Source organism: Polymorphobacter sp. PAMC 29334, assembly GCF_019431245.1.
GTDB classification, from domain to species: domain Bacteria; phylum Pseudomonadota; class Alphaproteobacteria; order Sphingomonadales; family Sphingomonadaceae; genus Polymorphobacter_B; species Polymorphobacter_B megasporae.
In genome coordinates, this window is the sequence record NZ_CP080243.1 from 2,227,821 (window position 1) to 2,251,014 (window position 23,194).

Here is a 23,194-nt window from a genome sequence, read left to right on the forward strand (position 1 = left end):
GAGATGGCGGACATAGCGTGGGGACGGCGTAACCGGCGCGAAAACCTGGTCGTTCAGTGGACTTGTGTAACCTTCCGCGCAAAAAAAACCGCGCGCCTACCCCGCGAGCAGCGCCAACAGCCGCTCGTTGACCACCGCCGGGTTAGCCTTGCCCGCCATCGCGCGCATCGTCTGGCCGACGAAGAAGCCGAATAACTTGTCCTTGCCGCCGCGATAGTCGGCGACCTTGTCGGGGTTGGCGGTGAGGATATCGCCAATCGCGGCGTCGATCGCGCCGGTGTCCGACGTCTGGCGTAGGCCGCGCGCCTCGACGATCGCGGCGGCGCCGTCGCCGGTGTCGAGCATGATCTCGAATACCTGCTTGGCGAGCGGGCCGGACAGGGTGCCGTCGGCGGTCAGCTTGAGCAGCTCGGCCGCGGCGGCGGGTGAAACGGGTGAGTCGGCGATATCCTTGCCGAGCCGCTTGAGCGCACCGAACAGGTCGGACGTCACCCAGTTCGACGCGCGCGCCGCCAGAGCCGGGTCACCGAGCGCAGCGAGCACTGCCTCGAAATAGTCGGCGGTCTCCTTTTCCGCCGTCAGGACCGCGGCGTTGTACGCGGTCATGCCGAGCGCGCCTTCGAACCGTGCGCGCTTCGCGGTCGGCAGCTCGGGCAGGCTCGCGCGGCATTCGTCGACGAAGTCCTCGGTCAGCGTCAGCGGCAGCAGGTCGGGGTCGGGGAAATAGCGATAGTCGTGCGCGTCTTCCTTTGACCGCATCGACCGCGTTTCCATCCGGTCGGGGTCGAACAGGCGGGTTTCCTGGACGATCGTGCCTCCGGCTTCGAGGACGTCTACCTGCCGCCGCGCCTCGAGCTCGATCGTCGCCATAACGAAGCGAACCGAGTTGACGTTCTTCGTCTCGGTCCGCGTACCGAATGGGTCGCCAGCTTTGCGGACGCTGACGTTGACGTCGGCACGCATCGACCCTTCCTCCATGTTGCCGTCGCAGCTGCCGACGTAGCGGAGGAGCGAGCGCAGGCTGCGGACATACGCCCCCGCCTGCGCCGGGGAGCGGAGGTCGGGCTTGGAGACGATCTCCATCAATGCACAACCGGAGCGGTTCAGGTCGACATAGGTCATCGTCGCATGGCCGTCGTGGACCGACTTGCCGGCGTCCTGTTCGAGGTGGATGCGCTCGATGCCGACCCGCGTCGGGGCCTCGCCGTCGGGCTCGATGTCGAGATAGCCTTCGCCGACGATCGGGTGGTATAACTGGCTGATCTGATAGCCCTGCGGCAGGTCGGCGTAGAAGTAGTTCTTCCGGTCGAACCTGGAGAAGCGGTGGATCTGGGCATCGAGTGCCAGACCGGTTCGAACCGCCTGGCGGACGCACTCGCCGTTGAGGACGGGCAGCATTCCGGGCATCGCCGCGTCGACAAGGCTGACCTGGGTGTTGGGCTCGGCCCCGAAGCTGGCCGCGGCGCCGGAGAACAGCTTCGACTTGGCGGTGACCTGGGCATGGACCTCAAGGCCGACGACGATCTCCCAGTCGCCGGTCTCGCCGGGGACGGTGTAGGGGGCGGTGGTGCTCATGCGCGCCTTGTAGCAAGACCAGCGGGCGGCGGTCGACCCCTGGTCGGCGGCCTATTCGCCGGGAGCGGGATGTTGAAGGTACATCAGCCGCTTGATCTCGCGGCGGCCCTTGGTCACGGTGTCGAGGATCAGGCCGCTGAAGGCACACAGGACGGCGACGATCGTCAGCCCGGTGATGAGGACGGCAGTCGGAAAGCGCGGCACCAGCCCGGTATGCATGTAGGTGATAGCCAGCGGGACGGCGAGCAGCGCGGCGACGAGCAGCAGGACGATGGCGATCGCCCCGAAAAAGGTCACCGGCCGCTCCGAGCGATAGAGCGCGACCATCGTCCACAGGATGCGCCAGCCGTCGGCATAGGTCGATAGCTTCGAGGTCGACCCTTCGGGCCGGTCGTAATAAGCCGTCGGCAGCTCGGCGCACGGCATGGCGAGCTCAAGCGCGTGGATGCTGATCTCGGTCTCGATCTCGAAGCCCGCCGACAAGACCGGGAAGCTCTTGACGAAGCGCCGCGAGAAGACGCGGTAGCCGGTGAGGATGTCGCTGAACGACTGGCCGAACATCCGCGTCAGCAGCCCGGTCAGCAGCTTGTTGCCGAACTGGTGGCCGGCGCGGTAGGCGGCGGCGATCTCGGTGACGCGGGTGCCGACAACCATGTCGAGCTGGTCGCGGACGAGCAGGTCGACGAGACGCGGCGCGGCCCCGGCCTCGTAGGTCGCGTCGCCATCGGCCATGACATAGACGTCGGCGTCGATGTCGGCGAACATCCGCCGGACGACCGCGCCCTTGCCTTGGCGGCGCTCGGAGCGGACGACGGCCCCGGCGGCAGCGGCGACCGCCATCGTCCGGTCGCTTGAATTATTGTCGTAGACGTAGATCGTCGCCCCGGGCAACGCGGCACGAAAGCCCTCGACCGTCCGGGCGATCGCCGCCTCCTCGTTGTAGCACGGCAGTAATACGGCGATGCGGCCGGCAGTCATCACAATGCGAACCCCGTTGCAGTTGTCCGTCGTCGGGTCACCATCGCGGCATGGCTCAACGTCGCCACCGCGGCGAGTGACGCAAGCCACGCGATGCGGCCCTGATAGCGATCGCGAACGCCCGACAGCGTGCCGCAGACGATCGCGTTGACGAGCAACCCCGCGATGATGACGCCGATCGCTGCCACGAGCCGCCGGTCGAGCGCGGCGACGCGGTGACGGCCGAACCAGGCGGGTTGCATGACGGCAGCCCCCGCGATGATGAGAACCAGAAGCGCGGCGTCATAGATTAGCTGGGTCAGTCGGCTCACCGCAGGAAGCGGGAAGGAACCGGTCCTGATCCCGCTGTCGGGGTAGGCGACCATCGTCGAGACCAGCGACGGATCGATCCGAGCGTTCGGCATGATGCGTTGCGAAAAGTCGTTCATCCCGGCGAAGAAGAAGCACCGCACCGAAAGCCTCGCAGCTTCGATGGCAGCGCCCACCGGGTCGGACTTGACAGCGCCGGCGACGATGCTGCCCGCCTCGCGTGTGAGCAGCAGCTTGTCGGATAAGCTCATGGTATTGAACAGTCCCCCTGGGCCTGCATCCCAGAGGAACTTGTCGTGGTCCATCGGCAGCCGGGCGCGATACTTGCAGAAGAAGTAGCGTGTCGTGGGGCAAGTTTTGTTGAGATAGGCGGGCAGGACGTCGCCCTCCGCCATCCGGGCGAGGAGGAAGGGCTGCGACGCCATCGGCCGGTCGAAGACATGCTCGACGACAGGGGCGACGCTGCCGTGGCCGATCACGGCGACGACGCACATCACCACGGCGGTTAGCCACCCGCGACGGTCGAACCATGACTGGCGAAAGAAGATGGTCGAGCCGGCGGCGATCACGATCGTCATCGCCAGGAAGCTGCGATGGAACAGCATGCCCGCTATCAGCGCCAAGGCCCAGAATAGGCGCTCGCTCCGGTGCATCTGCTGCTTGGTCAGGAGGAAGGCGAGGGCGAGGACGACCGGGCCGAGAAAGACATCGGGCAGCAGCACGCAGGCGTAGAAGGCAAGGCCGCCGACCGCCATCACGACACCGCCGATCGTGGCGAGCGGCCGTTGGACCTGCAACCGTTCCAGCGCCAGGATCAATGCCACCGCAGCGACGAGTGCCTGTGCCGCCGCCGCCAGCCACGGCCCGCCGATCCGGTCGAAGACGGCGAGGGCGAGACCGTAATATGGTGACCGCGCCTCCGACACGCCGTCGTTGGTGTCCATCGCCAAGGGTCCGCCGGCGGCGGTCGCGTGACCGGCGGACATGCTCGGCCTGGCCGAAGTCTTGTCGAATACGCCGATGATCGCCTCGCCGGCGCGGTTATATCCGATCGTATCGGGGAACAGGATCGGCAGGCGGTTGGCCGCCGCGACCCCGAGGAACAGGAGCGCGACGACGAACGCAATCACGATCGACCACATGGCTCCCAGACGTGCAACCGGGCGGCCGACCTCGCTGTGTGTCGCCATCCCCAGCCTCCATCGCGTTGCGTCGAAATTCGTACTCGACGCGCTCAGCGCTGCACTGCAGCACGCTCTCCTTCGGCGTCTACCACCAGCGTTCAGGCCGTGCAACGAAGCCTGCCGCGCGTTCGAGAGCATATCCCGCGTTGAGCACCCCCGCTTCGTCGAGCGGCCGCCCGATCACCTGCAGCCCGAGCGGCAACCCCCCCGCCGACAGCCCCGCCGGGACCGACATCGCGGGTAGCCCTGCCAGCGACGACGGCACGGTGAAGACGTCGTTCAAATACATCTCGAGCGGGTCGGCCTTGTCCCCGGGCGAGAAGGCAGCCGACGGCGCGGTCGGGGTCAGCAGCACGTCGCAATACTCCCACGCCCGGGCAAAGTCCTGCGCGATCAACGCCCTAACCTTCTGCGCCTGGAGATAATACGCGTCATAATAGCCTGCCGACAGCACGTACGTCCCGATCATGATCCGCCGCTTGACCTCGGGTCCGAAGCCCGCCGCGCGCGTCGCCTCGTACATCGCGTCGAGGCTGCCGCCATCGGGGGCGACCCGCAGGCCGTAGCGGACCCCGTCGTAGCGGGCGAGGTTCGACGATGCCTCCGCCGGGGCGATTATGTAATAAGCGGGGAGGGCGTATTTCGTATGCGGCAGAGACACCTCGACGGTCTCGGCCCCGGCGTCGCGCAGCCAGCGCAGCCCCTCGTCCCACACCGCCGCGACCCGCGCATCCATCCCGTCGAGCCGGTACTCCTTCGGCACCCCGACCCGCTTCCCCCGCATATCCCCGGTCAGCGCCGCCTCGAAGTCGGGCACGGCGACGTCCAGCGAGGTCGCGTCCTTGGCGTCGTACCCGGACATGCTCTGGAGGAGGATCGCGCAGTCCCGCACGTCACGGGCCATCGGTCCGGCCTGGTCGAGCGACGAGGCGAACGCCACCACCCCCCAGCGTGAGCAGCGGCCATAGGTCGGCTTGATCCCAGAGATGCCGACGAACGCCGCCGGCTGGCGGATCGAGCCGCCGGTGTCGGTGCCGGTCGCTCCGGCGCACAGCATCGCCGCGACCGCCGCCGCCGACCCGCCAGAGCTTCCGCCCGGAACCAATGGCCGGTTAGATCCCGCTGCCCGCCACGGCGAGATCACCCCGCCGAAGGCACTGGTTTCGTTCGACGATCCCATCGCGAACTGATCCATGTTGAGCTTGCCGAGCATCCCCGCGCCGTCGCCGAACAGCTTCGCCGTCACGGTCGACTCGTATGGCGGGACGAACCCCTCGAGGATCTTCGACCCCGCCGTCGTCTGGACCCCCGCGGTCGCGAACAGGTCCTTGATGCCGAGCGGGATGCCCGCCAGCGACCGTGCCGAGCCGTCGGCCAGTGCCGCATCCGCCGCCACCGCCGCTGCCCGGGCATGGTCCGGGGTCTCGACGATGAAGGCGTTGAGCACCCGCGCCGCCTCGACCGCGGCGATGTGGACTTCCGCCAGTTCGACCGCGGAGAAGGTCTTCGCCCGCAGCCCGTCGCGCATCGCGCCGATGGTCAAGCCATTGAGTTCGCTCATTATTCGATGACCTTCGGCACCGCGAAGAAGCCGATCTCGCTTGCCGGGGCGTTGGCCAGCACCTTGTCGCGGACCCCGCCGTCGGTGACCGCGTCGGCGCGCCAGCGCAGCGTGTTGGAGATCACCGCGGTCATCGGCGCGACCCCGCTGGTGTCGACTTCGGCGAGCTGCTCGATCCACGTCAGGATGCCGTTGAGCTCCCCGACGAGCGGCTCGGCCTCGCCGGGGGCGAGCTTGATCCGCGCCAGCTTGGCGATGCGGGTGACGGTGGCGGCGTCGACGGACATAGTACCCCTCGGGTTGAGCGAGGGCGGGTAGCATGGGGGTCCCGCCCGCTCAAGCCGGGGGGCGGGGAGGCGGGCGAAGACCGGGGTCAAAGGTTACACTAGTCCACACAACGACCAGCTTTTCACGGTCCTCTACGCGTCACCCGCCCGCCCAAAGGTTACACAAGTCCACCGAACGACCAGCTTTTCGCGCTCGCCGCGTCCGTTCGAAGGTTACACAAGTCCACACGACGACCAGCTTTTTCACCTTCCCGCCGCAAGCCGCCGTCCGCCTAAAGGTTACACAAGTCCACGGAACGACCAGCTTTTCGCGCCCTTCGCGCCCGGAAGGTTACAGTAGTCCACACAACGACCGGCTTTTTCACCCGCGCACCAGCCCCGCGCCGTCACCGCCCGCGCTGCTCCGCGACCCGGCGGCGGAAGATCGCGTCGTTGGCGAGCAGCGTCGCCTCGACCGCCGGGTCCATCCGCCGCTCGTGCGCCGTCGCGTCGATCCGCGCCTGCCATTCGCCCCATGCGTCGCTCTCGCCCCACCCATCGCACGGGAAGGGATAGGCGGCGGGGGCCTGAACGAAGGTCGGCCGGGGTAGGGGCGGCATCGGGCGGGTCATCGCGTCGTCTCCTGCGTTGTTCAACAGAGGAACATCTCACGAACACAGGGGTGGAGGACAGCGGTTTCTAGGGGACCACCGCGCTCCCGGATTTGCGGAGCCTAGCCGACCTGCGCCACCGTCAGCGTCCCCCCGGGAGTCGGCGCGATGAGGTCGGCGGCGGGGACCACGCCGCCGAGCCAGTCGGCCCAGCGATCGCGCGGCATCAACACGATCTGGCGCGAATGATACGGCGCGATGTCGGGGCCGGGCTCGCACGTCAGCATCGTCCACGCCTCGGTCGCGGCGAGCGGAGCCCCGTCACCGACGGCCCCGCCGCCAACGCCCGAGCCGACCGACCGCCACAACCCCGCGACGCAGAACAGCCCCCGCTCCTCCGCCCCGTCGCGCATCGTGAACAGCCACTTCGTCTTGCGCTTGGCTCCCGGAGTGGGATCGGTGAATTCGTAGAAGCCGTCGAGCGGGATCAGGCAGCGCCCCTGCGATCCATCCGCCGCGTTGCCGAACCGCCGCCCCTCGGAGCGGTAATTATACACCGGCCTGCCGCCCCCCTTGCCGGCTCCCGCCTTGCCCCCCGCGCTGCGACCGCCGCCCCCGCGGTCACCGCCGCCGCCCGCCGGGCCCGCCACCCAGCTCCACCGCCGCTGGACGAGCTGGTGCGCGCCGTCGCGGAGCCGGACGATCGCGGCGGGGTCGGTGATGCGGATGCTGTCGGTCGCCGCAAGGTTCGGCAACCCCTCGGGAAAGCTGAGGGGGATCTTGAGCACGCTGAACGCCTCGACGATTTCACCGAGGGAGCGGAGACGGGCGGCTTCGTTGCACATGGCGCGAACGGCTTACGCTTTTGCCCTCGCAAAAGCGAAGTTCAAGCTGCGCCCGGCCGGCGCGGCCACCAGCCGCGTCCGACGGCGCGGCTTTGCCGCCACGGAGCCGTACGTCGGGGCGACTGCATTGCTCATCTAGCAAACCTGTGCGATTTAGATGTGTGAAGCGGGCATTTCTCATCGCGGCGGCTCTGATCACGATCGTCGCTGTTGTCTTCGTGTCGACGTTGGTTATCCACAGTATCGTGCCTAATCAGCCGCTGGGTGAGATTCGATACATTGATCTGATCTCGGTTGTCCTCACCGCGCTTTCCATCATGATAACGGTGCTAGGACTTTTCATAGCCGTTTTGGGTGTCATCGGATGGGCAACATTTGAAAGTAAGTTACGGGATAGCTCAATCTCGTATTTTACTGCTCAGCTCGCGAAGGACGGCCCGCTTAGAAAGGAAATTGAACAGCTGCTGGTCGACGTGAGCCTACGAGGTGTTGACGGGACGTCAGAACAAAGTAAGAACGCGGCTGTTGTTGCTGCACCAGATGAAACGATTTACGATGACTGATATCAGCTTTTCCTCGCGCATATCGGCGCATGAACTTAACGTTATCAAAGAGTTCTTGGCGAGCACTCCGGTTAAAATTGGCGGGTTAGCTAAGGCGTTGGGTCTGGACGTAGTCGAAGCTAATCTGCCTTTAAACATTTCCGGTATGATCAAACCGAGAGAAAATGGCTTCGTTATCAAGGTCAATCGGTACGAATCGAAATCTAGGCAGAGATTCACCATCGCCCATGAAATCGCTCACTACTTGCTTCATCGACAAAGGATCGCGAGCGGTGTAGTGGACTCTGTGCTTTATCGGTCTAATCTGTCTTCAACGTTAGAGACTGAGGCGAATAAATTGGCAGCCGATCTTATAATGCCTTGGTCTGCAGTACGACAGCTTATCGCCCGCAACCCGACGGCTAGCAAAGAAGAATTGAGTCTAAAATTGGCTGATGAATTCAAGGTTTCCCGCTTAGCAGCCGATATTAGGGTAAGTTAATCAGATGCTGGCCGGCCGCTGTTATGTTCCTCATTTGCGAACTAAACCGGCTGAGATAACTGCCTACCGAACGTTGTCAGTGGAGGCGAAAGATTTAACGTTCCCGGTATTTTTGGCGAAACCGTGGCAGAACGCCTCCTTTTTTAGCAAGACAATCGAGAAGATTGTTGAGGCAGTCGATAATCGACCGTTTGCTATTGAGCTAGATAAAAGTTTTTACATATCGGTTACCACAAGGCAAGCTCAGATAGAGTTCAATAACTTATTTGAAAGCTTGTCCGGCTATCAAGCTTATTACGATTTTGTAGATAATATTGCGAATGCGATTCCAGTATTAGTTCTGCCGAGCACACTGGTTGATATACGGTTACAGCTTGAAAATGTTGTTCGTCTAGATCGCGGCCTGATTATTCATATCAAAAGAGACGACGTAGGGTCGGTAATAAATCTCGAAGAGCTTCAGCCATTAATTCCGAATGACACTGTTTTTCTAATCGACGCCGGCTGGTCGAGAGACTTTCTGACATTGGAGCAGTGGACATTGTCCAAGGTCGGGGAGGTTATCTCAATTTTTCCGACTACTGAAGTCGTAATCTTGTCTTCATCATTTCCTGACTCATTTAGTGACATAATCGGTCACAAATTAGTGACTATGCACGAATCTCGACTTTACTCGAGTATCCGCCGAAGTTTTAACAATGCCGACTTCACTTACGGTGACTGGGCAACCACGCGCCCACCCCAGAGCGGGGGAGGCGGAAAAATCCCGCCTCGTATCGATGTGCCTGGCATTGGAAATTGCAACATTTTTCGCGCAGAGGTGGCCGCAAATTCGTCATATCTGGCGATGTCGCAAGTAGCGAAACTACACGATTGTTTTCGAGGTATACCTGAATGCTATGGTCGGCGATTAATCGAGGATACTGATGGTTTCGGGATTGGTGTTACAGGAACACAACGCTCGACCGAAGCACGAATAAGCGTTCACATGACGCTTCATTCTCAAGCAGGTTCGGCCGGTGCAGAAGTCGAAATCCCGTACGAGGACTAGTTCATCCACTCTACTTCAACAGCCCTCGCAAATACCCCCCCGTGAAACTCCGCTCGACCTTCGCCACCGCCTCCGGCGTCCCGACCGCAACGATCTCCCCGCCCTTATCGCCGCCGTCAGGCCCGAGGTCGATGACCCAGTCGGCGGTCTTGATGACTTCGAGATTATGTTCGATGACGACGACGGTGTTGCCCTGGTCGACGAGGGCGTGGAGGACTTCGAGGAGTTTGCGGACGTCCTCGAAATGGAGGCCGGTTGTGGGTTCGTCGAGGATGTAGAGCGTTTGGCCGGTGGCGCGCCGCGCGAGTTCCTTGGCGAGCTTGACGCGCTGGGCTTCGCCGCCGCTGAGCGTGGTCGCCTGCTGGCCGATCTGGACGTAACCGAGGCCGACCTCGAGCAGCATCGCGAGCTTGTCGCGGATCGGCGGGACCGCCTTGAAGAACTCGACCCCGTCCTCGACCGTCATGTCGAGGACGTCGGCGATCGACTTGCCCTTGAACTTCACCTCGAGTGTCTCGCGGTTGTAGCGCTGGCCGTGGCAGACGTCGCAGGTGACGTAGACGTCGGGGAGGAAGTGCATCTCGATCTTGATCAGCCCGTCGCCGGTGCACGCCTCGCACCGCCCGCCCTTGACGTTGAAGCTGAAGCGCCCGGGCTTGTAGCCGCGCGCGAGTGACTCGGGGAGGCCGGCGAACCAGTCGCGGATGTTGGTGAAGGCGCCGGTGTAGGTCGCGGGGTTCGAGCGCGGGGTGCGGCCGATCGGCGACTGGTCGATGTCGATGACCTTGTCGAGATACTGCAGCCCCTCGACGCTGTCGTGGGCACCGGCAAGGATGCGCGCGCCGTTCAGCTCGCGCGCGGCGGCGGCGAACAGCGTGTCGATGGTGAAGGTCGACTTGCCGCTGCCGCTGACCCCGGTGACGCAGGTGAAGGTGCCCAATGGGATCGACGCGGTGACGTTGTGGAGGTTGTGCGACCGCGCGCCCTTGACGGTGAGCTTCTTGCCCGACCCCTTGCGGCGCTTTTTCGGGACGGGGACGCTGCGCCGCCCGCTGAGATAGTCGCCGGTGACGCTGCCCGGCGTGTCGAGGATGTCCTGGAGCGTGCCCTTGGCCACCACGTGACCGCCGTGGACGCCCGCGCCGGGGCCCATGTCGACGACGTAATCGGCGGTGCGGATCGCGTCCTCGTCATGCTCGACGACAAGCACGGTGTTGCCGAGGTCGCGGAGGCGCTTGAGGGTGATCAGCAGCCGGTCGTTGTCGCGCTGATGGAGGCCGATCGATGGCTCGTCGAGGACGTACAGGACGCCCGACAGGCCGCTGCCGATCTGCGACGCGAGGCGGATACGCTGGCTCTCGCCGCCGCTCAGGGTGCCCGACTTGCGGTCGAGCGCGAGGTAATCGAGCCCGACATTGTCGAGGAAGCCGAGGCGCTCGACGATCTCCTTCATGATCCGCTCGGCGATCTGGCGGTCCTTGGGATTGAGCTTGGCGGTGAGGTTCTTCGCCCAGGGATAGGCCTGCGAGACCGGGCGGCGGACCGCGTCGGCGATCGTCTCGCCGTCGATCTTGACGCTGAGCGCTTCGGGGCGGAGGCGTGCGCCGTGGCAGACCTCGCACGGGGCCGACGACTGGTAGCGCGACAGTTCCTCGCGCATCCACGCCGATTCGGTGGCTCGGAAGCGCTTGTCGAGGTTGGCGACGACGCCCTCGAACGCCTTGTTGACCTCGTACGTCTTGCGCCCGTCCTCGAAGCGCAGCGCGATTGCCTTCGACCCGGTGCCGGTGAGGACGGCGGCCTTCGCCTCGGGGGTCAGGTCGCTCCATTTCGACTTGAGGGTGAAGCCATAGGCGCGGCCGACGCTGGCGAGGACCTGCTGGTAATATGGGGAGGGCGGGTTCGACTTCGCCCACGGCATCACCGCACCCCCGGCGATCGTCAGCGCCTCGTTGGGGACGATGAGCATGGGGTCGAAGTACAGCTTTTCGCCAAGGCCGTCGCACGCCGGACACGCGCCTTGCGGGGCGTTGAAGCTGAACAGCCGGGGTTCGATCTCGGCGATGGTGAAGCCGCTGACCGGGCAAGCGAACTTCTCTGAGAAGACGATGCGTTCGGGCTCGGGGGCGGCGACATGCTCGCCGTCGGGGGTGAGCGGGGCGTCGGCGTATTCGGCGATCGCCAGCCCGTCGGCGAGCTTCAACGCCGCCTCGAAGCTTTCGGCCAGTCGCGAGGCGATGTCGGGGCGGACGACGATGCGGTCGACGACGACATCGATGTCGTGCTTGTACTTCTTGTCGAGCGCGGGGGCGTCGGCGATCTCGTACAAGGTGCCGTCGATCTTGACGCGCTGGTAGCCGTCCTTCTGGAGCTGGCCGAGCTCCTTGCGGTACTCGCCCTTGCGCCCGCGGACGATCGGCGCGAGCAGCAGCAGGCGGGTGCCCTCGGGGAGCGCGAGGACGCGGTCGACCATCTGGCTGACGGTCTGCGCGGTGATCGGCAGGCCGGTCGCCGGCGAATACGGCACGCCGATCCGCGCCCATAGCAGGCGCATGTAATCGTAGATCTCGGTGACGGTGGCGACGGTCGAGCGCGGGTTCTTGCTCGTCGTCTTCTGCTCGATGCTGATCGCCGGCGACAGCCCCTCGATGTGATCGACGTCGGGCTTCTGCATCAGCTCGAGGAACTGGCGCGCGTATGCCGACAGCGATTCGACGTAGCGCCGCTGGCCCTCGGCATAGATCGTGTCGAACGCGAGGCTCGACTTGCCCGACCCCGACAGGCCGGTGATGACCACCAGGCTGTCGCGCGGCAGGTCGATGTCGACGTCCTTGAGGTTATGCTCGCGCGCGCCGCGGACGCTGATGTGGGTCAGCATTGCGCAAACGCTCGCAGAGTATAGATCGACATGGCGCTATCTGTTCCATATTTGTTCGAAAAGCGCCAGCCTGAAACGACTGGTGCGGCTTTCGAAAAATAGGGAGGCGAGGCGCGCGCGGCAAGCGACCGGAACGGGTTTGCCCCGTGGCGCGTAGAAGCGGCAGCCCTTTGGGAGCGAATATGATGACCGACACCAGCGATACCGCCAATGACTCCGGCCGCCCGCTCGCCGACCCGAACACCCCCGTTCAGCCCGAGCACCGCGAGGCGCACGACGCCGAACATAAGCCGGCGCTGAAGCGCAACCCGTCCGACCCCGATGCCAAGCTCGATATCGAACTCGACGAGACTTTCCCGTCTAGCGATCCGCCGTCGAACACCCAGCCGGGCAAGGGGAGCGATCCTGCGCCATCGAGCGGGTATAACGGGGGGTAGGGCAGGGTATTGCGCCGCACTATCGACGACGTGGGGATGTGATCACGCTTCGCGGAAGATGTAGGAGCAGTTCGTGACAGACTGTGATATCGACAGCCCAAATATCCAGGCGTTCCTGAAGTCAATTCGGTTTGCCGAACATTACCCCGACAAGAGTGACGACTTTTACGACACATCCGAACACTGCGGTCTTCAAGTGGGGACATACTTCGACAGCGGCGGGCGCTTATCAGATCCTCTATTCGGCGTGGGCTGAAGCAAACAAGCAAGGGATCGTGCCGGACTTTACGCTTAAATCGCAGGATCGCCTTGCACTCGAAAAACTAAAGACACGGGGCGCGCTGGCTGCCGTGTGTAGCGGTGATCTCGCCACGTCATTTGCGCTGCTTCGTAATGAGTGGACATCGCTCCCGGGTGCGAAGCAGACGCGCATGTCGTTCAATGACGGTAAGTCGGCGTTCGTGGGCTACGGAGGCAAAGTGAAATGATCTACGCCGTTGCGCTCGCGCTCGCGTCAGCAGGCAATGCCTCACCAGTCACGCAAATCGAAACACTACACTGCGGCGCGGTCGAATATCGAATGGCAAGCGGCGCGTCGCCAGGCGAGGCGGCGCCATTAGCTCCTGCCTTTCAGACACTTATCCGGCGCGCGGGGGTCAAGCAGGATCATGGGCAGCTCGAACGCGGTCCCAGCGTGGTGATTCGAGGACATCGCGTGCTCGCGCGCTACGTTTCGTCCTGGGCCTGCCTGACTGGTCATCATCAGACGCATTACGCACTGCTAGCGTATGCCTGCTCAGTGGAACCCGGTGCAGAACATGATTGTGGCGGCGAAAAAGAGTGGTTTCGACTGCTCGACACGCGTGGCCGCTTCGTCGATCCGGATGTGCCGCATGACGGCCCCCAGAGAGAACGACTTTACGCCCGGCTCGGAATTACTGCGGCGATGGCTGGTGGCGTGAAGATGACGCCGGTGGTTCGTTAGTTGCCGGGCTACCAAGCCGGTTTTCGTGGCCGGTTTGTCTATGCCATTTTCTGACCGCCATTCGCTCTCGGGCACACCATTGGCAAGACTGAGGCACTTGCGGCAAAGCGCCGCTGGATTAAGCTGACGTCCATGGCCACCGCTCCTGTCCCGACGATCACCGGTGAAGTCGTCCTGCGGCTCGAGGAGGAGACGATGACGATGACCGTCACCGTTCCGGTCGGGCCGACGGCGATGATCGACCTGCTGCCGCTGGCCAATGCCGCGACGGGGGCGATCGTCGAGCGCGCGACTGCGCGCGCGGTGGCTGCCGGGCGCACGATTTCATGCCGCGCCGGTTGTGGTGCGTGCTGCCGGCAGCCGGTCCCGCTCGCCCCGGCGGAGGCGCGGTCGCTCGCGGCGCTCGTCGCGGCAATGCCGGTGCCTGAGCAGGCCAATGTCCGCAACCGCTTCGCCGCGGGGCAGGCGGCCTTCGCGGCGGCGAACGTGCCGGTGCGCGGCGACCGCATTTTCGGCGCCGACCTGGCCGAGATGCGCGTGCGCGTCGCCGCCTATATGGCGGCGTATGTCGCCTGCCCGTTTCTCGTCGACGAGTCGTGTTCGATCCATCCCGACCGGCCGACCGCGTGCCGCGAATATCTGGTGACGAGCCCGGCCGAGAATTGCCGGTTGCCGACTCCCGAGACGATCGCCCGCGTCGAGCTGCCGGGATCGATCTCGACCGCGATGGCGAACGCCGATCGCGATCTCGAGGGGGTGCGCCGGGTGCTGCTGATCGACAGTCTCGACTGGGTCGCAACCCACCCCGCGCCGGCCTCGGTGCGGACCGGGCCCGAGCTGATCCAGCATGTCTTTGCGCAGCTGAGCAAGACGTAGGCCTCACGCTGCGGGAAGCGGCTCGCTAAAGCGCGTGCTCGGCTCAAGCGACCGTCGGCTTCAGTGGACTTCGTACCCGTAGCGTTTGATGATCGCGACCGCCTCGGGCCCCTTGAGGAATTTGACGAAGGCGGCGGCGGCGGGGTTCTTGGCCCCGGTCCACAGTAGTACTGCCTGTTGGTCGATCGGCTTGTGGAGCGTCGTCGGCACGAGCCAGCGCGAGCCGCCGGCGACGTTGATGACCTGGCTCTGCGCGACGAAGCCGAGTTCGGCTGCCCCGGTCGCGACGAACTGGTACGCCTGGGTGATCGAGCTGCCCTTGACGATCTTCGGCGTCAGCGCGGCGAGGACGTTGAGCTTCGTCATCGTTTGCATGGCGGCGGTGCCATAAGGCGCGGCGGTCGGATCGGCGATCGAGATGTGGGTGAACTTGCCGCCTTTCAGTACCGCGCCGTGCGCGTCGACCAGACCGGGAGTGGTCGAGTACAGCACGAGGCGGCCGATCGCGTAGGTGAAGCGGCTGCCGGGAACTGCGAGGCCGTCCTGCTCGGCCTTTTTCGGACGGTCGGCGTCGGCGGACAGGAACACCTCGAACGGCGCGCCGTGTGCCATCTGCGTGTAAAACGCCCCAGACGAGCCGAAGCTGAGGACGGCGGTGTTGCCGGTTGCCTTCAGGTAGGCGGCGGCGATTTCCTTTGCGGGCTCGGTGAAATTGGCGGCCACGGCGACCTGGGTCTCGGCGGCGCTGAGTGGGGCGGCGACGACGATCGTCGTCAGCGCCGCGAAGACAATACGGGCAAGATTGAGCATCGGTCGGCTCCTAGAAAGCGAGCTGCGAACGCAGCGAGAGGACGTTGTACTTCTGCCCGATCTGCGCACCGACCGGGGTCAGGTAGGTCATGGCGTTGGGCGAGAGGCGGTCGATCTCGACATGCTGATAGTCGAACATGAAGCGGATCACCGGGTTGAGGTACCAGTTGAGGCCGGCGGCGATGATCTTCTGCTTGCCGCCGCGGATGCCGTCGAGTGGAGCCGCAACCCCGGCCTTACCCTGATCATAGTTCAGGTCGGTGACCGAGTAGCGTCCGGCGAGTTCGAATGCGCCATAGGTGCCCTGCTTGAAGTCGAACGGGTGGTCGACCGTCGGCGCGTCGAAGGCGAAGGTGCCGGGGTTGTACTTGCGGCGCTCGCCCGTGAGGACCCAGCCGCCCTCGACATAGAAGCCGGTGAAGTGCGGGTTGGACAAGGTGCTTGCGAGCCGCTCGACGGTGATACGCTCGACCTCGCCCTGGATCATCACCGGACCCTTCTGCGCCGCGACCTCGGCCCCGATCGTATTGACGTGGCTGGCGTTGATCGTGCCGGTGTCGATCAGCCGCGTGCCGTCGACGCGAAGTTCGGGGCGTTCACGGAACTGGACCGGGTAGCGGCCGGTGATCGCGACGTCGGGGCCGCCGTTGTCGGCGACCTTGAAGACGCGGCTGCCGTGCGCGCCGAGATGGAGCAGATAGTCGTCGCCGACCAACGGCAGGACCGCGACGCGCGCGATGCCGCCGAAGCTCTGGTTGAAGGACGGCGCGCTGCCGAGCGCCGCTGCGTTGGCGACCCCGACGACGCGGGTGGTCAAGGCGACGTTGGCGAACCAGCGCGACCCCGACGCGGCGAGCTGCCCGGCTTCGCGATAGTCGCCGCCCGCAACGCTGCGGGTGATATCGCTGATCGCCGGGCGTTCGAGGAACAGGCTGCCGTTCGTCGACCCCTGATCCTCCAGCCCGTACGACGGCGGGAAGGCACCGACGCGGAAGCGGAACGGCTTGAACCCGGTGTATTGGAGCCAGAGTTCCTGGATGTGCCCCGCGTCCTCGACCCCCGCGCCGCCGAATTCGAACAACACGTTATAGTCGAAGTCGCCGAACACCTTGCCGTCGATGCCGATCCGCGCGCGGCGGAAATTGGTGCCGCTGGCGAGATTGCGCGCGCGGGCGGTGTCGGCGACTGCGCCCGCGCGGCGCAGGTCGGTGGCGATCGGCCCGGCGGCGGCTTGCGAATAGCTGGCCGCGTCGAACTGCATGACGCTGTGGAGGTTGGCGACGAAACGTCCGTCCGGGCTTTGCAGCGACGGCTTGCCCGCGAGCAGCGTGACGCCGCCCGCGCTCGGTCCCGGGACCGATGTCGTCACCGGGCGGACCTGGTCGGGGCTCGTCGCGCGGGGCGAGGCATCGCCGCCGGTGGTCGGGACGCTGCTCGCAAGCTGGGCCGGCGCGGTGGCGGAGACCTGGCCGGCGGCGGGGGGCGCCGGCAGCGGCGTCGTTGCTGCAACCGTTGCGGGGTGATCGCGCATATCGGTGACGATCTTGGTCAGCCGGTCGACCTGCGCCTCGAGCGCTTCGATCCGCTTATCGCGCGCGTCGGCGGCCTTGTGAGCCGGTTTCGCGACGCCCGCGCTGGCGACCAGTCCAGCCGATAACATCGTCGCAGCCAGCCAGCGTGAACGACCCGATGATGACATAGTAAACCCCTTGATTGCGCCGGCACCCTTGCCCCGGTGGCCGGCCGCCGCGACGTATTCCACCGTATACAGCGAACATCAAGCCCTGCCAGCGGGTTGGCTGTGATCGGCTTGTGCAATACCGCGACGCGCTCAGCGGCACGCGTTCCACGCCGCCATGTCGAGGTGGAAATGATCTCGGTGCGCGCGGTTGTAGTTCGGGCCAAGGACGGTGCCGAACAGGCGGCAGGCTCCGGCGTGAAGTGCGGCAAGCGTTGCGCCGCGCGGCCCCTCGCTGCCGAAGTCGCGGGCAACGCTGAGCGGGTGGTCGCGGCCGATGCGGATCGCGGCGATGTCGACGGCGTTGGCGTGCGCATGTTCGCTGAGACGGGCGGTTCCCGCGATCCGGCGGCAGTTGAGGCTGCCGAGGTCGGCGAGACCGGTTGCAGTCAGGCCGCGCTCGCGCACCGCAGGAATGACGACATGGCGGGTCCATACCGTCATCGCCGCCGCTAGCGGGCACGTCATCACGAGGCTGTGATCGAGCGGGAGGCCGACGTTCATGACGCGCACCGCGCCGGTAACGCGGCAGCCGGGTCCGGCGTCGAAGTCGGGGAGCGGCGTCGCGACAATTCCGGCGGCGGTCAGGAGGGCGCGGCATTGTCCGGGATGTTTGCCAAGGGCGAGCAGCTTGCCGCCGGTCGCCCAGCCGATCGGCGCGGTCAGGTCGAGCGGGGTCCACGGCAGGTCTTGCGGGTAGCGGCGCGCGTGGTCGAACGCGATGAACAGCGCGAAACCGGCGAGGACGAGGACTGTGGCGAGGCGGACGGCGGCGAGCATCGCCGCTCAACGCGCCGGTGCTCGGTTGGGCGCTACTCGCGACGCGCGGTGTCGAGGCGTTCCTCGGTGACCGGATAGTCGCACCCCTCGGGGATCGTCAGCCACATCGCCCCGTCGCGCTCGACGATCGCGGGCTGGGTGAGGACGACCGGGCGGGCGCGGGTCGCCGCCAGCAAAGCGTCGAGGCCGGCGTATTGCGCGAGGCGTTCGAGGTTGCGCCGCGTCGGGAAGACGAGCCCGATCTCGCCGGCGTCGGCGCGCGAAACGGCGGCGGCGGCGGTCGTCCAGTGCGCGGTCACCGCCTCGTGCCCATCGGGGGCGACAACCTCGCCGGCGGGCAGCACCGCGAGATAGAAATGCGTATCGAAGTGGCGCGAGATTTTTGCGGCAGCGGGGGGCACCCAGCGCGCGAACGGGACGAGCGTGGCGGCGTCGAGTGCGTGGCCGGTCGCGGCGAGGAAGTCGGCGTATGTCGCGGTCGATGCATTGAGCCGCGCCCGCCAATCGCGCCGCACCGCCGGGTCGATCGCCGGGCCGGTGCTGAGCAGCACGTCGGCCTCCTCGAAGGTCTCGCGCGCCGCGGCGACCCGCGCCGCCGCATCGACCGGATCGAGACCGCTGAAGCCGGTGGCGAGTGCGGGGTCGGCGAACACCGCGCGGTCGCCGGGATCGACCCGACCGCCGGGAAAGACCATCGCGCCGCCGGCGAACGCGGTGCTGCCGTGGCGTTCGAGGAGGAGGAGCTCGCACGTCCCGTCGCGGTCGCGGAGGAGGACGACGGTCGCGGCGGGGATCGGGGTGTCGGCGTCGGTCATACCCGATCATAGGCGGATTGCCGTAGCGCGGCCAATGCGGCGAGGCGCGGCCGCGCCTCATGATTTTTCAACGTTTCACTGCCAAAGGATCGGGGTGTCGAGTGTTGCGTATTTGCGTTCCCGCGTCTCCCGTATTCCCGTCGTCGCGCTCGCGGGGGCGGTGCTGATCGCCGTGGCGGTCAGCCTGCTGCTGATCCAGATCGGTCCATCGGCGTGGGCGCTCGAACTCGGCGACAGCGACAATTTCATGCGGCTGGCAGAGGTGCGCGACTGGCTCGGCGGGCAGTCGTGGTGGGATATCCGCCAGCATCGCGTCGACCCGCCGCATGGGCTTTACACGCACTGGTCGCGGCTCGCCGACCTGCCGCTCGCCGCCGCGATCGTCGCGCTGCGCCCGTTCGTGCCGGGGATCGGCGAGCGACTCGCGCTGGTTGTCGTGCCACTCCTGCTGCTGGTTCCGGCGCTGCTCCTCCAATCGGCGATCGCGACCGGATTGGGCGGGCGGCTTGCCGGGCTGGCGGCGCTCGGGCTCGGTGCGCTGGCGACGCCGATGCTGGTCCAGTTCGTTCCAGGCCGGATCGATCATCACGGGCTGCAGATCGTCCTCGTCCTTGCCGCTGTCGCCGCGTTGGTCCACTGGCCCGGCGCGCGCGGCGGGGCGGGTGCGGCGGTGGCGAGCGCGGTGTCGCTGACCGTCGGGCTGGAGACCGCGCCGTATCTCGCGGTAATCGCAGGCTATGTCGCGCTCGACTGGGCATGGCACGGCGACGACCAAAATGCGGCGTCGACGGTGCGCGGTTATGGCATCGCGCTTGCGGTCGCCGTGCCCGCACTGTTCGCCGCGACGGTCCCGATCGCCGATTGGGCGCTCGCGAAGGGCGATGCGATCGGGCGCGGGCACGTCGCCGTCGCGGTCGTCGGCGGGGTCGCGCTGGCGGTGCTGCCGCAATTGTGGCTCGGGCGCGATGCGCGGCTGGTCGCGGTGGCGGCGCTCGGCGTCGTCCTCGCCGGATTGGTCCTCAAGCTGTTCCCGGAATTGATTTTAGCGCCGTACGCAATGGTCGGGCCGCTGCTCGCGCGGCTGTGGATGGGACATATCGTCGAGATGCGCTCGGTGTTCGCCGATGCCGCGACGTCGCCGATGGCGGCGCTCGGACGCGTGTGGTTCGTCGCGGTGGCGGCGGTCGCGGCAGTGATCCTGGCGCGGCGCGGCGGGCGAAAGCTGCTGGTTGCGTTCCTCGCGGTCACCGCGCTCGGCCTCGGCTGCTGGGAGATGCGCGCGCTCGGGCTGGCGACGGCGGTCGCGGTGCCGCCGGCGGGCGCGGCGCTGGCGGCGCTGTGGCACCGCCGCGCAGCCGGGGGATCGCTGATGCCGTTCATCATCGGCCTGGTGGTGATCGGGCACCTGCCGTTGATCGTGCTGAGCGCGGGGGCATCGGCGCCGGCGGTCAATCGCGGGCTGCCGTGCAACACCCCTTCGGCGCTGGCCCCGCTCGCGGTACTCCCGCGCGGCGTCGTCCTCGCGCCGATCGACATGGGCGGCAGCCTGCTCGCGCTGACCCCGCACAGCGTCGTCGCGACGCCGATCCACCGCGATGTCCATGGCAACATGCTCGCTTACACGATCCTGCGCGCGCCGCCGTCGGCCGAGCCGCCGCCCGGCATCGATTACATCGGCTATTGCCCCGCCGACGGCGAGACCCGCATCCTCGCCGCCGACGCTCCACGCGGGCTGCTCGCAGCGTTGATCGCCGGGCGCGTGCCCCCTTGGCTCACACCCGTCGGGAGCGGGCCGTTCCGGACGTGGCGCGTTACCGCTTCGCGCTGACCCGAAGCAATTTACCGTTGTCGTCGTCGGTGACGATCCAGATCGCACCGTCGGGGCCTTCGACCGCATCGCGGATCCGTTCGGCACGATCGGTGAGCAGTCGCTCCTCGCCGACGACGCGGTCGTTCTTGACGACCAGCCGGACGAGCGCGGTACTGGCGAGGCCGCCGATGAAGAAGTCGCCGCGCCATTCGGGGAACATCCTGCCCGAATGGATCATCAGGCTTGCCGGGGCGACGATCGGGTCCCAGTAATACACCGGCTGTTCCATCCCGGGCGCGGCGGTGATGCCCTTGCCGACCGGCTTGCCCGAATATTCCTCGCCGTAGCCGATCGTCGGCCAGCCGTAATCCTTGCCGCGTGTGACGAGGTTCAACTCGTCGCCGCCGCGCGGGCCCATCTCGACTTCCCATAATTTGCCGCGCGCATCGAAGGCGATGCCGAGGATGTTGCGGTGGCCGTCACTCCAGATCTCGGGGCGGGCACCTGCCTTGCTGATGAACGGATTGTCTTTTGCCGGGGTGCCGTCGGGGTTGAGGTGGACGATCTTGCCGAGGTCGCTGCCGAGGTCCTGCGCCTGGACGCGCCCCGGCAGGATCGAGCGTTCGCCGAGGCCGAGGAACAAGGTGCCGTCGGCGGCGAACACCAGCCGCCCGCCATTGTGCAGGTTGGACTCGAGCGCGGGCTCGACGCGGAAGATCACCGTCACCCCGTCGAGGCGCGGGGCGGGGCCGTCGACCAAAGTCGCGCGAGCGAGCGCGAGGCCGTTGCCGCCGCCCGCGCGCGGCTCCGAATACGTCCAGTAGACGACATGGTCGGTCGCGAACTTCGGGCTGAGCGCGAGGCCGAGCAGCCCGCTCTGGCCGTTGGCGTTGACCTTGGGGATGCCCGCGACGGCCATGGAGATCTTGCCCGCCTGCGTCACGATCCGCAGCGCCGCGGGGTTCTTCTCGGTCACCAGCATCCGCCCGTCGGGCATGAATGCGATCGCCCACGGAGAGTGGAGGCCGGTCGCGACCTCGGTAACGGTCAGTGGCGTCTTGGTGTGGACCTCCTCGGCACGGTGCTGCCAGGCGAACGCGGGCTTGTACGTCGGATTGTTCGGCTCGCCGGTCTCGATGGGGGCGGCGAACGCGGGGGTGGCTAGGAGGAGGGCGAGGAGGAGGGGGCGCATACAGATCGAGCGCACCAGCCGCTTAGGGGTTCCGAGGCGACGTAGATATGGCTCTTGCCAATGTTCGTCACGTCCGTGCAATCTATAGCTAGGGGTTCTGGGGTTGGAAACATGGCTGAAATTGTAGTTCGATCGAGCAACCTCGAGAACATTTCGGTCGGAAAGCTTACTACCCGGATGAGCGCCGCGGGGACGCGTGTGCTGGGATATCGTATCGATCTTCGACATAATAAAATGAACCTCTATCGTGAAATTACCGCGTCTGAACTGTTTATCTTGCAGAGCAAAGTTGATGTCCTTGTTGCAAATTGGGACGAAAAATATCTTCAGTTTAAGGCCCAGTCTCTCTTCCGTACTGGAAAAGATGCTGCAGATGACTTAACCGCCTCCGCGCAAGCGCGGCTTGAGGCCTTGAGAAATATTCTCAGACACACCCTAACGGTAGATGACGCAACTGACTGCGAATCGCTGAAAGATTACACGACTTACCCGATGCCGGATCGCTTTAGCGAACGGCAGCCTGTATCCGTCGCAGAGCAAGAACCCGTATACGTGCCGCCCAACATTAGCTTCCTCGACTGGCTTTTCGGATACAAGGCCGCGAAAATTTCTGACGCGGAGGCGCGGCACACGTCCAATTTGGATAGTTGGCGAGCAAGGGAAGTGCAACGTATCGCCGCTCAAGGCGAATCACTCGCAACATGGGAAAAGCGAAAAGAGGCATTCTGGTCATCTCACGAAATCAAGAAAGCAGAGTTTCTTGAAGACCAGATGAAAAAAAACGCGCAGATTGACACGTTTCTTGCTTCAGTAATGGAGGGAGACGAAAAAGCCGTGACGGAGCACGCTGCGATGGTATTAGACTCGTCAGACTATCAAGACCTGTTCCAAAAGACGTTTGAGATACAATATGATGCCGGATCGAAATTGATAAAAATAGCGTATGAGCTTCCTTCGTTAGACAATATGCCTAAAACAAAATTGGTAAAATTTGTCAAAACAACCGGCGAGTTATCGGAGAGCTTTATCTCTGACAGGGAGCAGCGTGCAAACTTCGAATCTGCGATTTATCAAATCTGCTTGAGAACGTTGCACGAGCTATTTGAGGCTGATGAAGACGGAAACATAAGCAAAATACTGTTTAATGGCTACGTTACAGCAGTTGACCTTCGAACGGGGCAGGCATCCCGATCATGTATATTATCGATCTTGGTCGATCAGGAAACATTCTCGAAAATCGACCTTGGGAGGGTCGATCCGAAAGTCTGTTTCAAGAGCTTGAAAGGCGTTTCCGCAGCCACACTAGCTTCGCTGACGGCCATTCCTCCGGTCATGAATATGAACCGAGAGGATAAGCGTTTCATCGATGGGAAGGAGGTGGGCTCTACTATTGATGAAGGCAAACCTTGCAAGCATGTCGTGGGAGGACTTTGAGTATCTAGTGGATTG

General features: G+C 65.0%; 22 protein-coding genes. 9 read left to right on the forward strand and 13 right to left on the reverse strand.

Annotated features, from left to right (window positions below; genetic code table 11):
- Positions 1–96: 96 nt before the first annotated feature.
- The 7 genes from gatB to KZX46_RS14275 all read right to left on the reverse strand — a co-directional run bounded on the left by gatB (position 97) and on the right by KZX46_RS14275 (position 7,272).
- Positions 97–1,575 (reverse strand): Asp-tRNA(Asn)/Glu-tRNA(Gln) amidotransferase subunit GatB, encoded by a 1,479-nt coding sequence (gene gatB / locus KZX46_RS14245; protein WP_219774552.1) that lies wholly within the window; start codon positions 1,573–1,575, stop codon positions 97–99.
- A 51-nt stretch (positions 1,576–1,626) separates the two neighbouring features.
- Positions 1,627–2,553 (reverse strand): glycosyltransferase family 2 protein, encoded by a 927-nt coding sequence (locus tag KZX46_RS14250; RefSeq protein WP_219777016.1) that lies wholly within the window; start codon positions 2,551–2,553, stop codon positions 1,627–1,629.
- Positions 2,553–4,052 carry a hypothetical protein gene (locus KZX46_RS14255; protein ID WP_219774553.1) on the reverse strand — a complete coding sequence of 500 codons (1,500 nt, stop codon included), beginning with the start codon at positions 4,050–4,052 and terminating at the stop codon, positions 2,553–2,555. Before KZX46_RS14255 ends, KZX46_RS14250 begins: the two co-directional genes overlap by 1 nt.
- A gap of 79 nt (positions 4,053–4,131) precedes the next feature.
- On the reverse strand, positions 4,132–5,607 hold the full coding sequence (gene gatA / locus KZX46_RS14260; RefSeq protein WP_219774554.1) for an Asp-tRNA(Asn)/Glu-tRNA(Gln) amidotransferase subunit GatA: 1,476 nt from the start codon (positions 5,605–5,607) through the stop codon (positions 4,132–4,134).
- Positions 5,607–5,894, reverse strand: coding sequence for an Asp-tRNA(Asn)/Glu-tRNA(Gln) amidotransferase subunit GatC (gatC, locus tag KZX46_RS14265; protein WP_219774555.1), 288 nt, complete (start codon positions 5,892–5,894; stop codon positions 5,607–5,609). The genes gatA and gatC overlap by 1 nt, the downstream gene beginning before the upstream one ends.
- Before the next feature lie 386 nt (positions 5,895–6,280).
- Complete coding sequence (locus KZX46_RS14270) at positions 6,281–6,505, reverse strand: hypothetical protein (RefSeq protein WP_219774556.1); 225 nt, start codon at positions 6,503–6,505, stop codon at positions 6,281–6,283.
- A gap of 101 nt (positions 6,506–6,606) precedes the next feature.
- Positions 6,607–7,272 (reverse strand): SOS response-associated peptidase family protein, encoded by a 666-nt coding sequence (locus tag KZX46_RS14275; RefSeq protein WP_370647454.1) that lies wholly within the window; start codon positions 7,270–7,272, stop codon positions 6,607–6,609.
- A gap of 218 nt (positions 7,273–7,490) precedes the next feature.
- On the opposite strand from KZX46_RS14275, the gene KZX46_RS14280 reads away from it, so the two are divergent.
- Genes KZX46_RS14280 through KZX46_RS14290 form a run of 3 tightly spaced genes read left to right on the forward strand, consistent with a single transcriptional unit; the run spans position 7,491 to position 9,424 of the window.
- A complete protein-coding gene (locus KZX46_RS14280) occupies positions 7,491–7,892 on the forward strand; it encodes a hypothetical protein (protein ID WP_219774558.1) in 402 nt (133 codons plus the stop codon).
- A complete protein-coding gene (locus KZX46_RS14285) occupies positions 7,885–8,373 on the forward strand; it encodes an ImmA/IrrE family metallo-endopeptidase (RefSeq protein ID WP_219774559.1) in 489 nt (162 codons plus the stop codon). Before KZX46_RS14280 ends, KZX46_RS14285 begins: the two co-directional genes overlap by 8 nt.
- Before the next feature lie 4 nt (positions 8,374–8,377).
- On the forward strand, positions 8,378–9,424 hold the full coding sequence (locus KZX46_RS14290) for a beta family protein (protein ID WP_219774560.1): 1,047 nt from the start codon (positions 8,378–8,380) through the stop codon (positions 9,422–9,424).
- Between the two features lie 10 nt (positions 9,425–9,434).
- Here the strand turns inward: KZX46_RS14290 and uvrA are convergent, their stop codons facing one another.
- Complete coding sequence (gene uvrA / locus KZX46_RS14295) at positions 9,435–12,302, reverse strand: excinuclease ABC subunit UvrA (RefSeq protein WP_219774561.1); 2,868 nt, start codon at positions 12,300–12,302, stop codon at positions 9,435–9,437.
- Between the two features lie 182 nt (positions 12,303–12,484).
- Here uvrA and KZX46_RS14300 point away from each other — a divergent pair, with 182 nt between their 5' ends.
- The 4 genes from KZX46_RS14300 to KZX46_RS14315 all read left to right on the forward strand — a co-directional run bounded on the left by KZX46_RS14300 (position 12,485) and on the right by KZX46_RS14315 (position 14,600).
- Positions 12,485–12,739, forward strand: a complete 255-nt coding sequence (locus KZX46_RS14300; RefSeq protein ID WP_226895968.1) for a hypothetical protein — start codon at positions 12,485–12,487, stop codon at positions 12,737–12,739.
- A gap of 155 nt (positions 12,740–12,894) precedes the next feature.
- On the forward strand, positions 12,895–13,227 hold the full coding sequence (locus KZX46_RS14305) for a hypothetical protein (RefSeq protein ID WP_219774562.1): 333 nt from the start codon (positions 12,895–12,897) through the stop codon (positions 13,225–13,227).
- Complete coding sequence (locus KZX46_RS14310; RefSeq protein WP_219774563.1) at positions 13,224–13,724, forward strand: hypothetical protein; 501 nt, start codon at positions 13,224–13,226, stop codon at positions 13,722–13,724. Before KZX46_RS14305 ends, KZX46_RS14310 begins: the two co-directional genes overlap by 4 nt.
- A 132-nt stretch (positions 13,725–13,856) precedes the next feature.
- Positions 13,857–14,600: a YkgJ family cysteine cluster protein gene (locus KZX46_RS14315; RefSeq protein ID WP_219774564.1), complete on the forward strand. Its 744-nt coding sequence runs from the start codon at positions 13,857–13,859 to the stop codon at positions 14,598–14,600.
- A 60-nt stretch (positions 14,601–14,660) separates the two neighbouring features.
- On the opposite strand, the gene modA is transcribed toward KZX46_RS14315, so the two are convergent.
- From modA to KZX46_RS14335, 4 genes are all read right to left on the reverse strand, one after another.
- Positions 14,661–15,410 (reverse strand): molybdate ABC transporter substrate-binding protein, encoded by a 750-nt coding sequence (modA, locus tag KZX46_RS14320; protein ID WP_219774565.1) that lies wholly within the window; start codon positions 15,408–15,410, stop codon positions 14,661–14,663.
- A gap of 10 nt (positions 15,411–15,420) precedes the next feature.
- Positions 15,421–17,109, reverse strand: coding sequence for a porin (locus KZX46_RS14325; protein WP_219774566.1), 1,689 nt, complete (start codon positions 17,107–17,109; stop codon positions 15,421–15,423).
- Positions 17,110–17,241: 132 nt separating this feature from the next.
- Positions 17,242–17,928, reverse strand: coding sequence for an extensin family protein (locus KZX46_RS14330; RefSeq protein WP_219774567.1), 687 nt, complete (start codon positions 17,926–17,928; stop codon positions 17,242–17,244).
- A gap of 32 nt (positions 17,929–17,960) precedes the next feature.
- Positions 17,961–18,743, reverse strand: a complete 783-nt coding sequence (locus tag KZX46_RS14335; RefSeq protein WP_219774568.1) for an NUDIX domain-containing protein — start codon at positions 18,741–18,743, stop codon at positions 17,961–17,963.
- A gap of 94 nt (positions 18,744–18,837) precedes the next feature.
- Between KZX46_RS14335 and KZX46_RS14340 the strand changes: the two genes are divergently transcribed.
- On the forward strand, positions 18,838–20,571 hold the full coding sequence (locus tag KZX46_RS14340) for a hypothetical protein (protein WP_219774569.1): 1,734 nt from the start codon (positions 18,838–18,840) through the stop codon (positions 20,569–20,571).
- Here KZX46_RS14340 and KZX46_RS14345 read toward each other — a convergent pair.
- On the reverse strand, positions 20,555–21,745 hold the full coding sequence (locus KZX46_RS14345; protein ID WP_219774570.1) for a PQQ-dependent sugar dehydrogenase: 1,191 nt from the start codon (positions 21,743–21,745) through the stop codon (positions 20,555–20,557). The two genes, KZX46_RS14340 and KZX46_RS14345, sit on opposite strands and share 17 nt — an antisense overlap.
- Before the next feature lie 111 nt (positions 21,746–21,856).
- Here KZX46_RS14345 and KZX46_RS14350 point away from each other — a divergent pair, with 111 nt between their 5' ends.
- Complete coding sequence (locus tag KZX46_RS14350) at positions 21,857–23,179, forward strand: restriction endonuclease (RefSeq protein WP_219774571.1); 1,323 nt, start codon at positions 21,857–21,859, stop codon at positions 23,177–23,179.
- Positions 23,180–23,194: the final 15 nt, after the last annotated feature.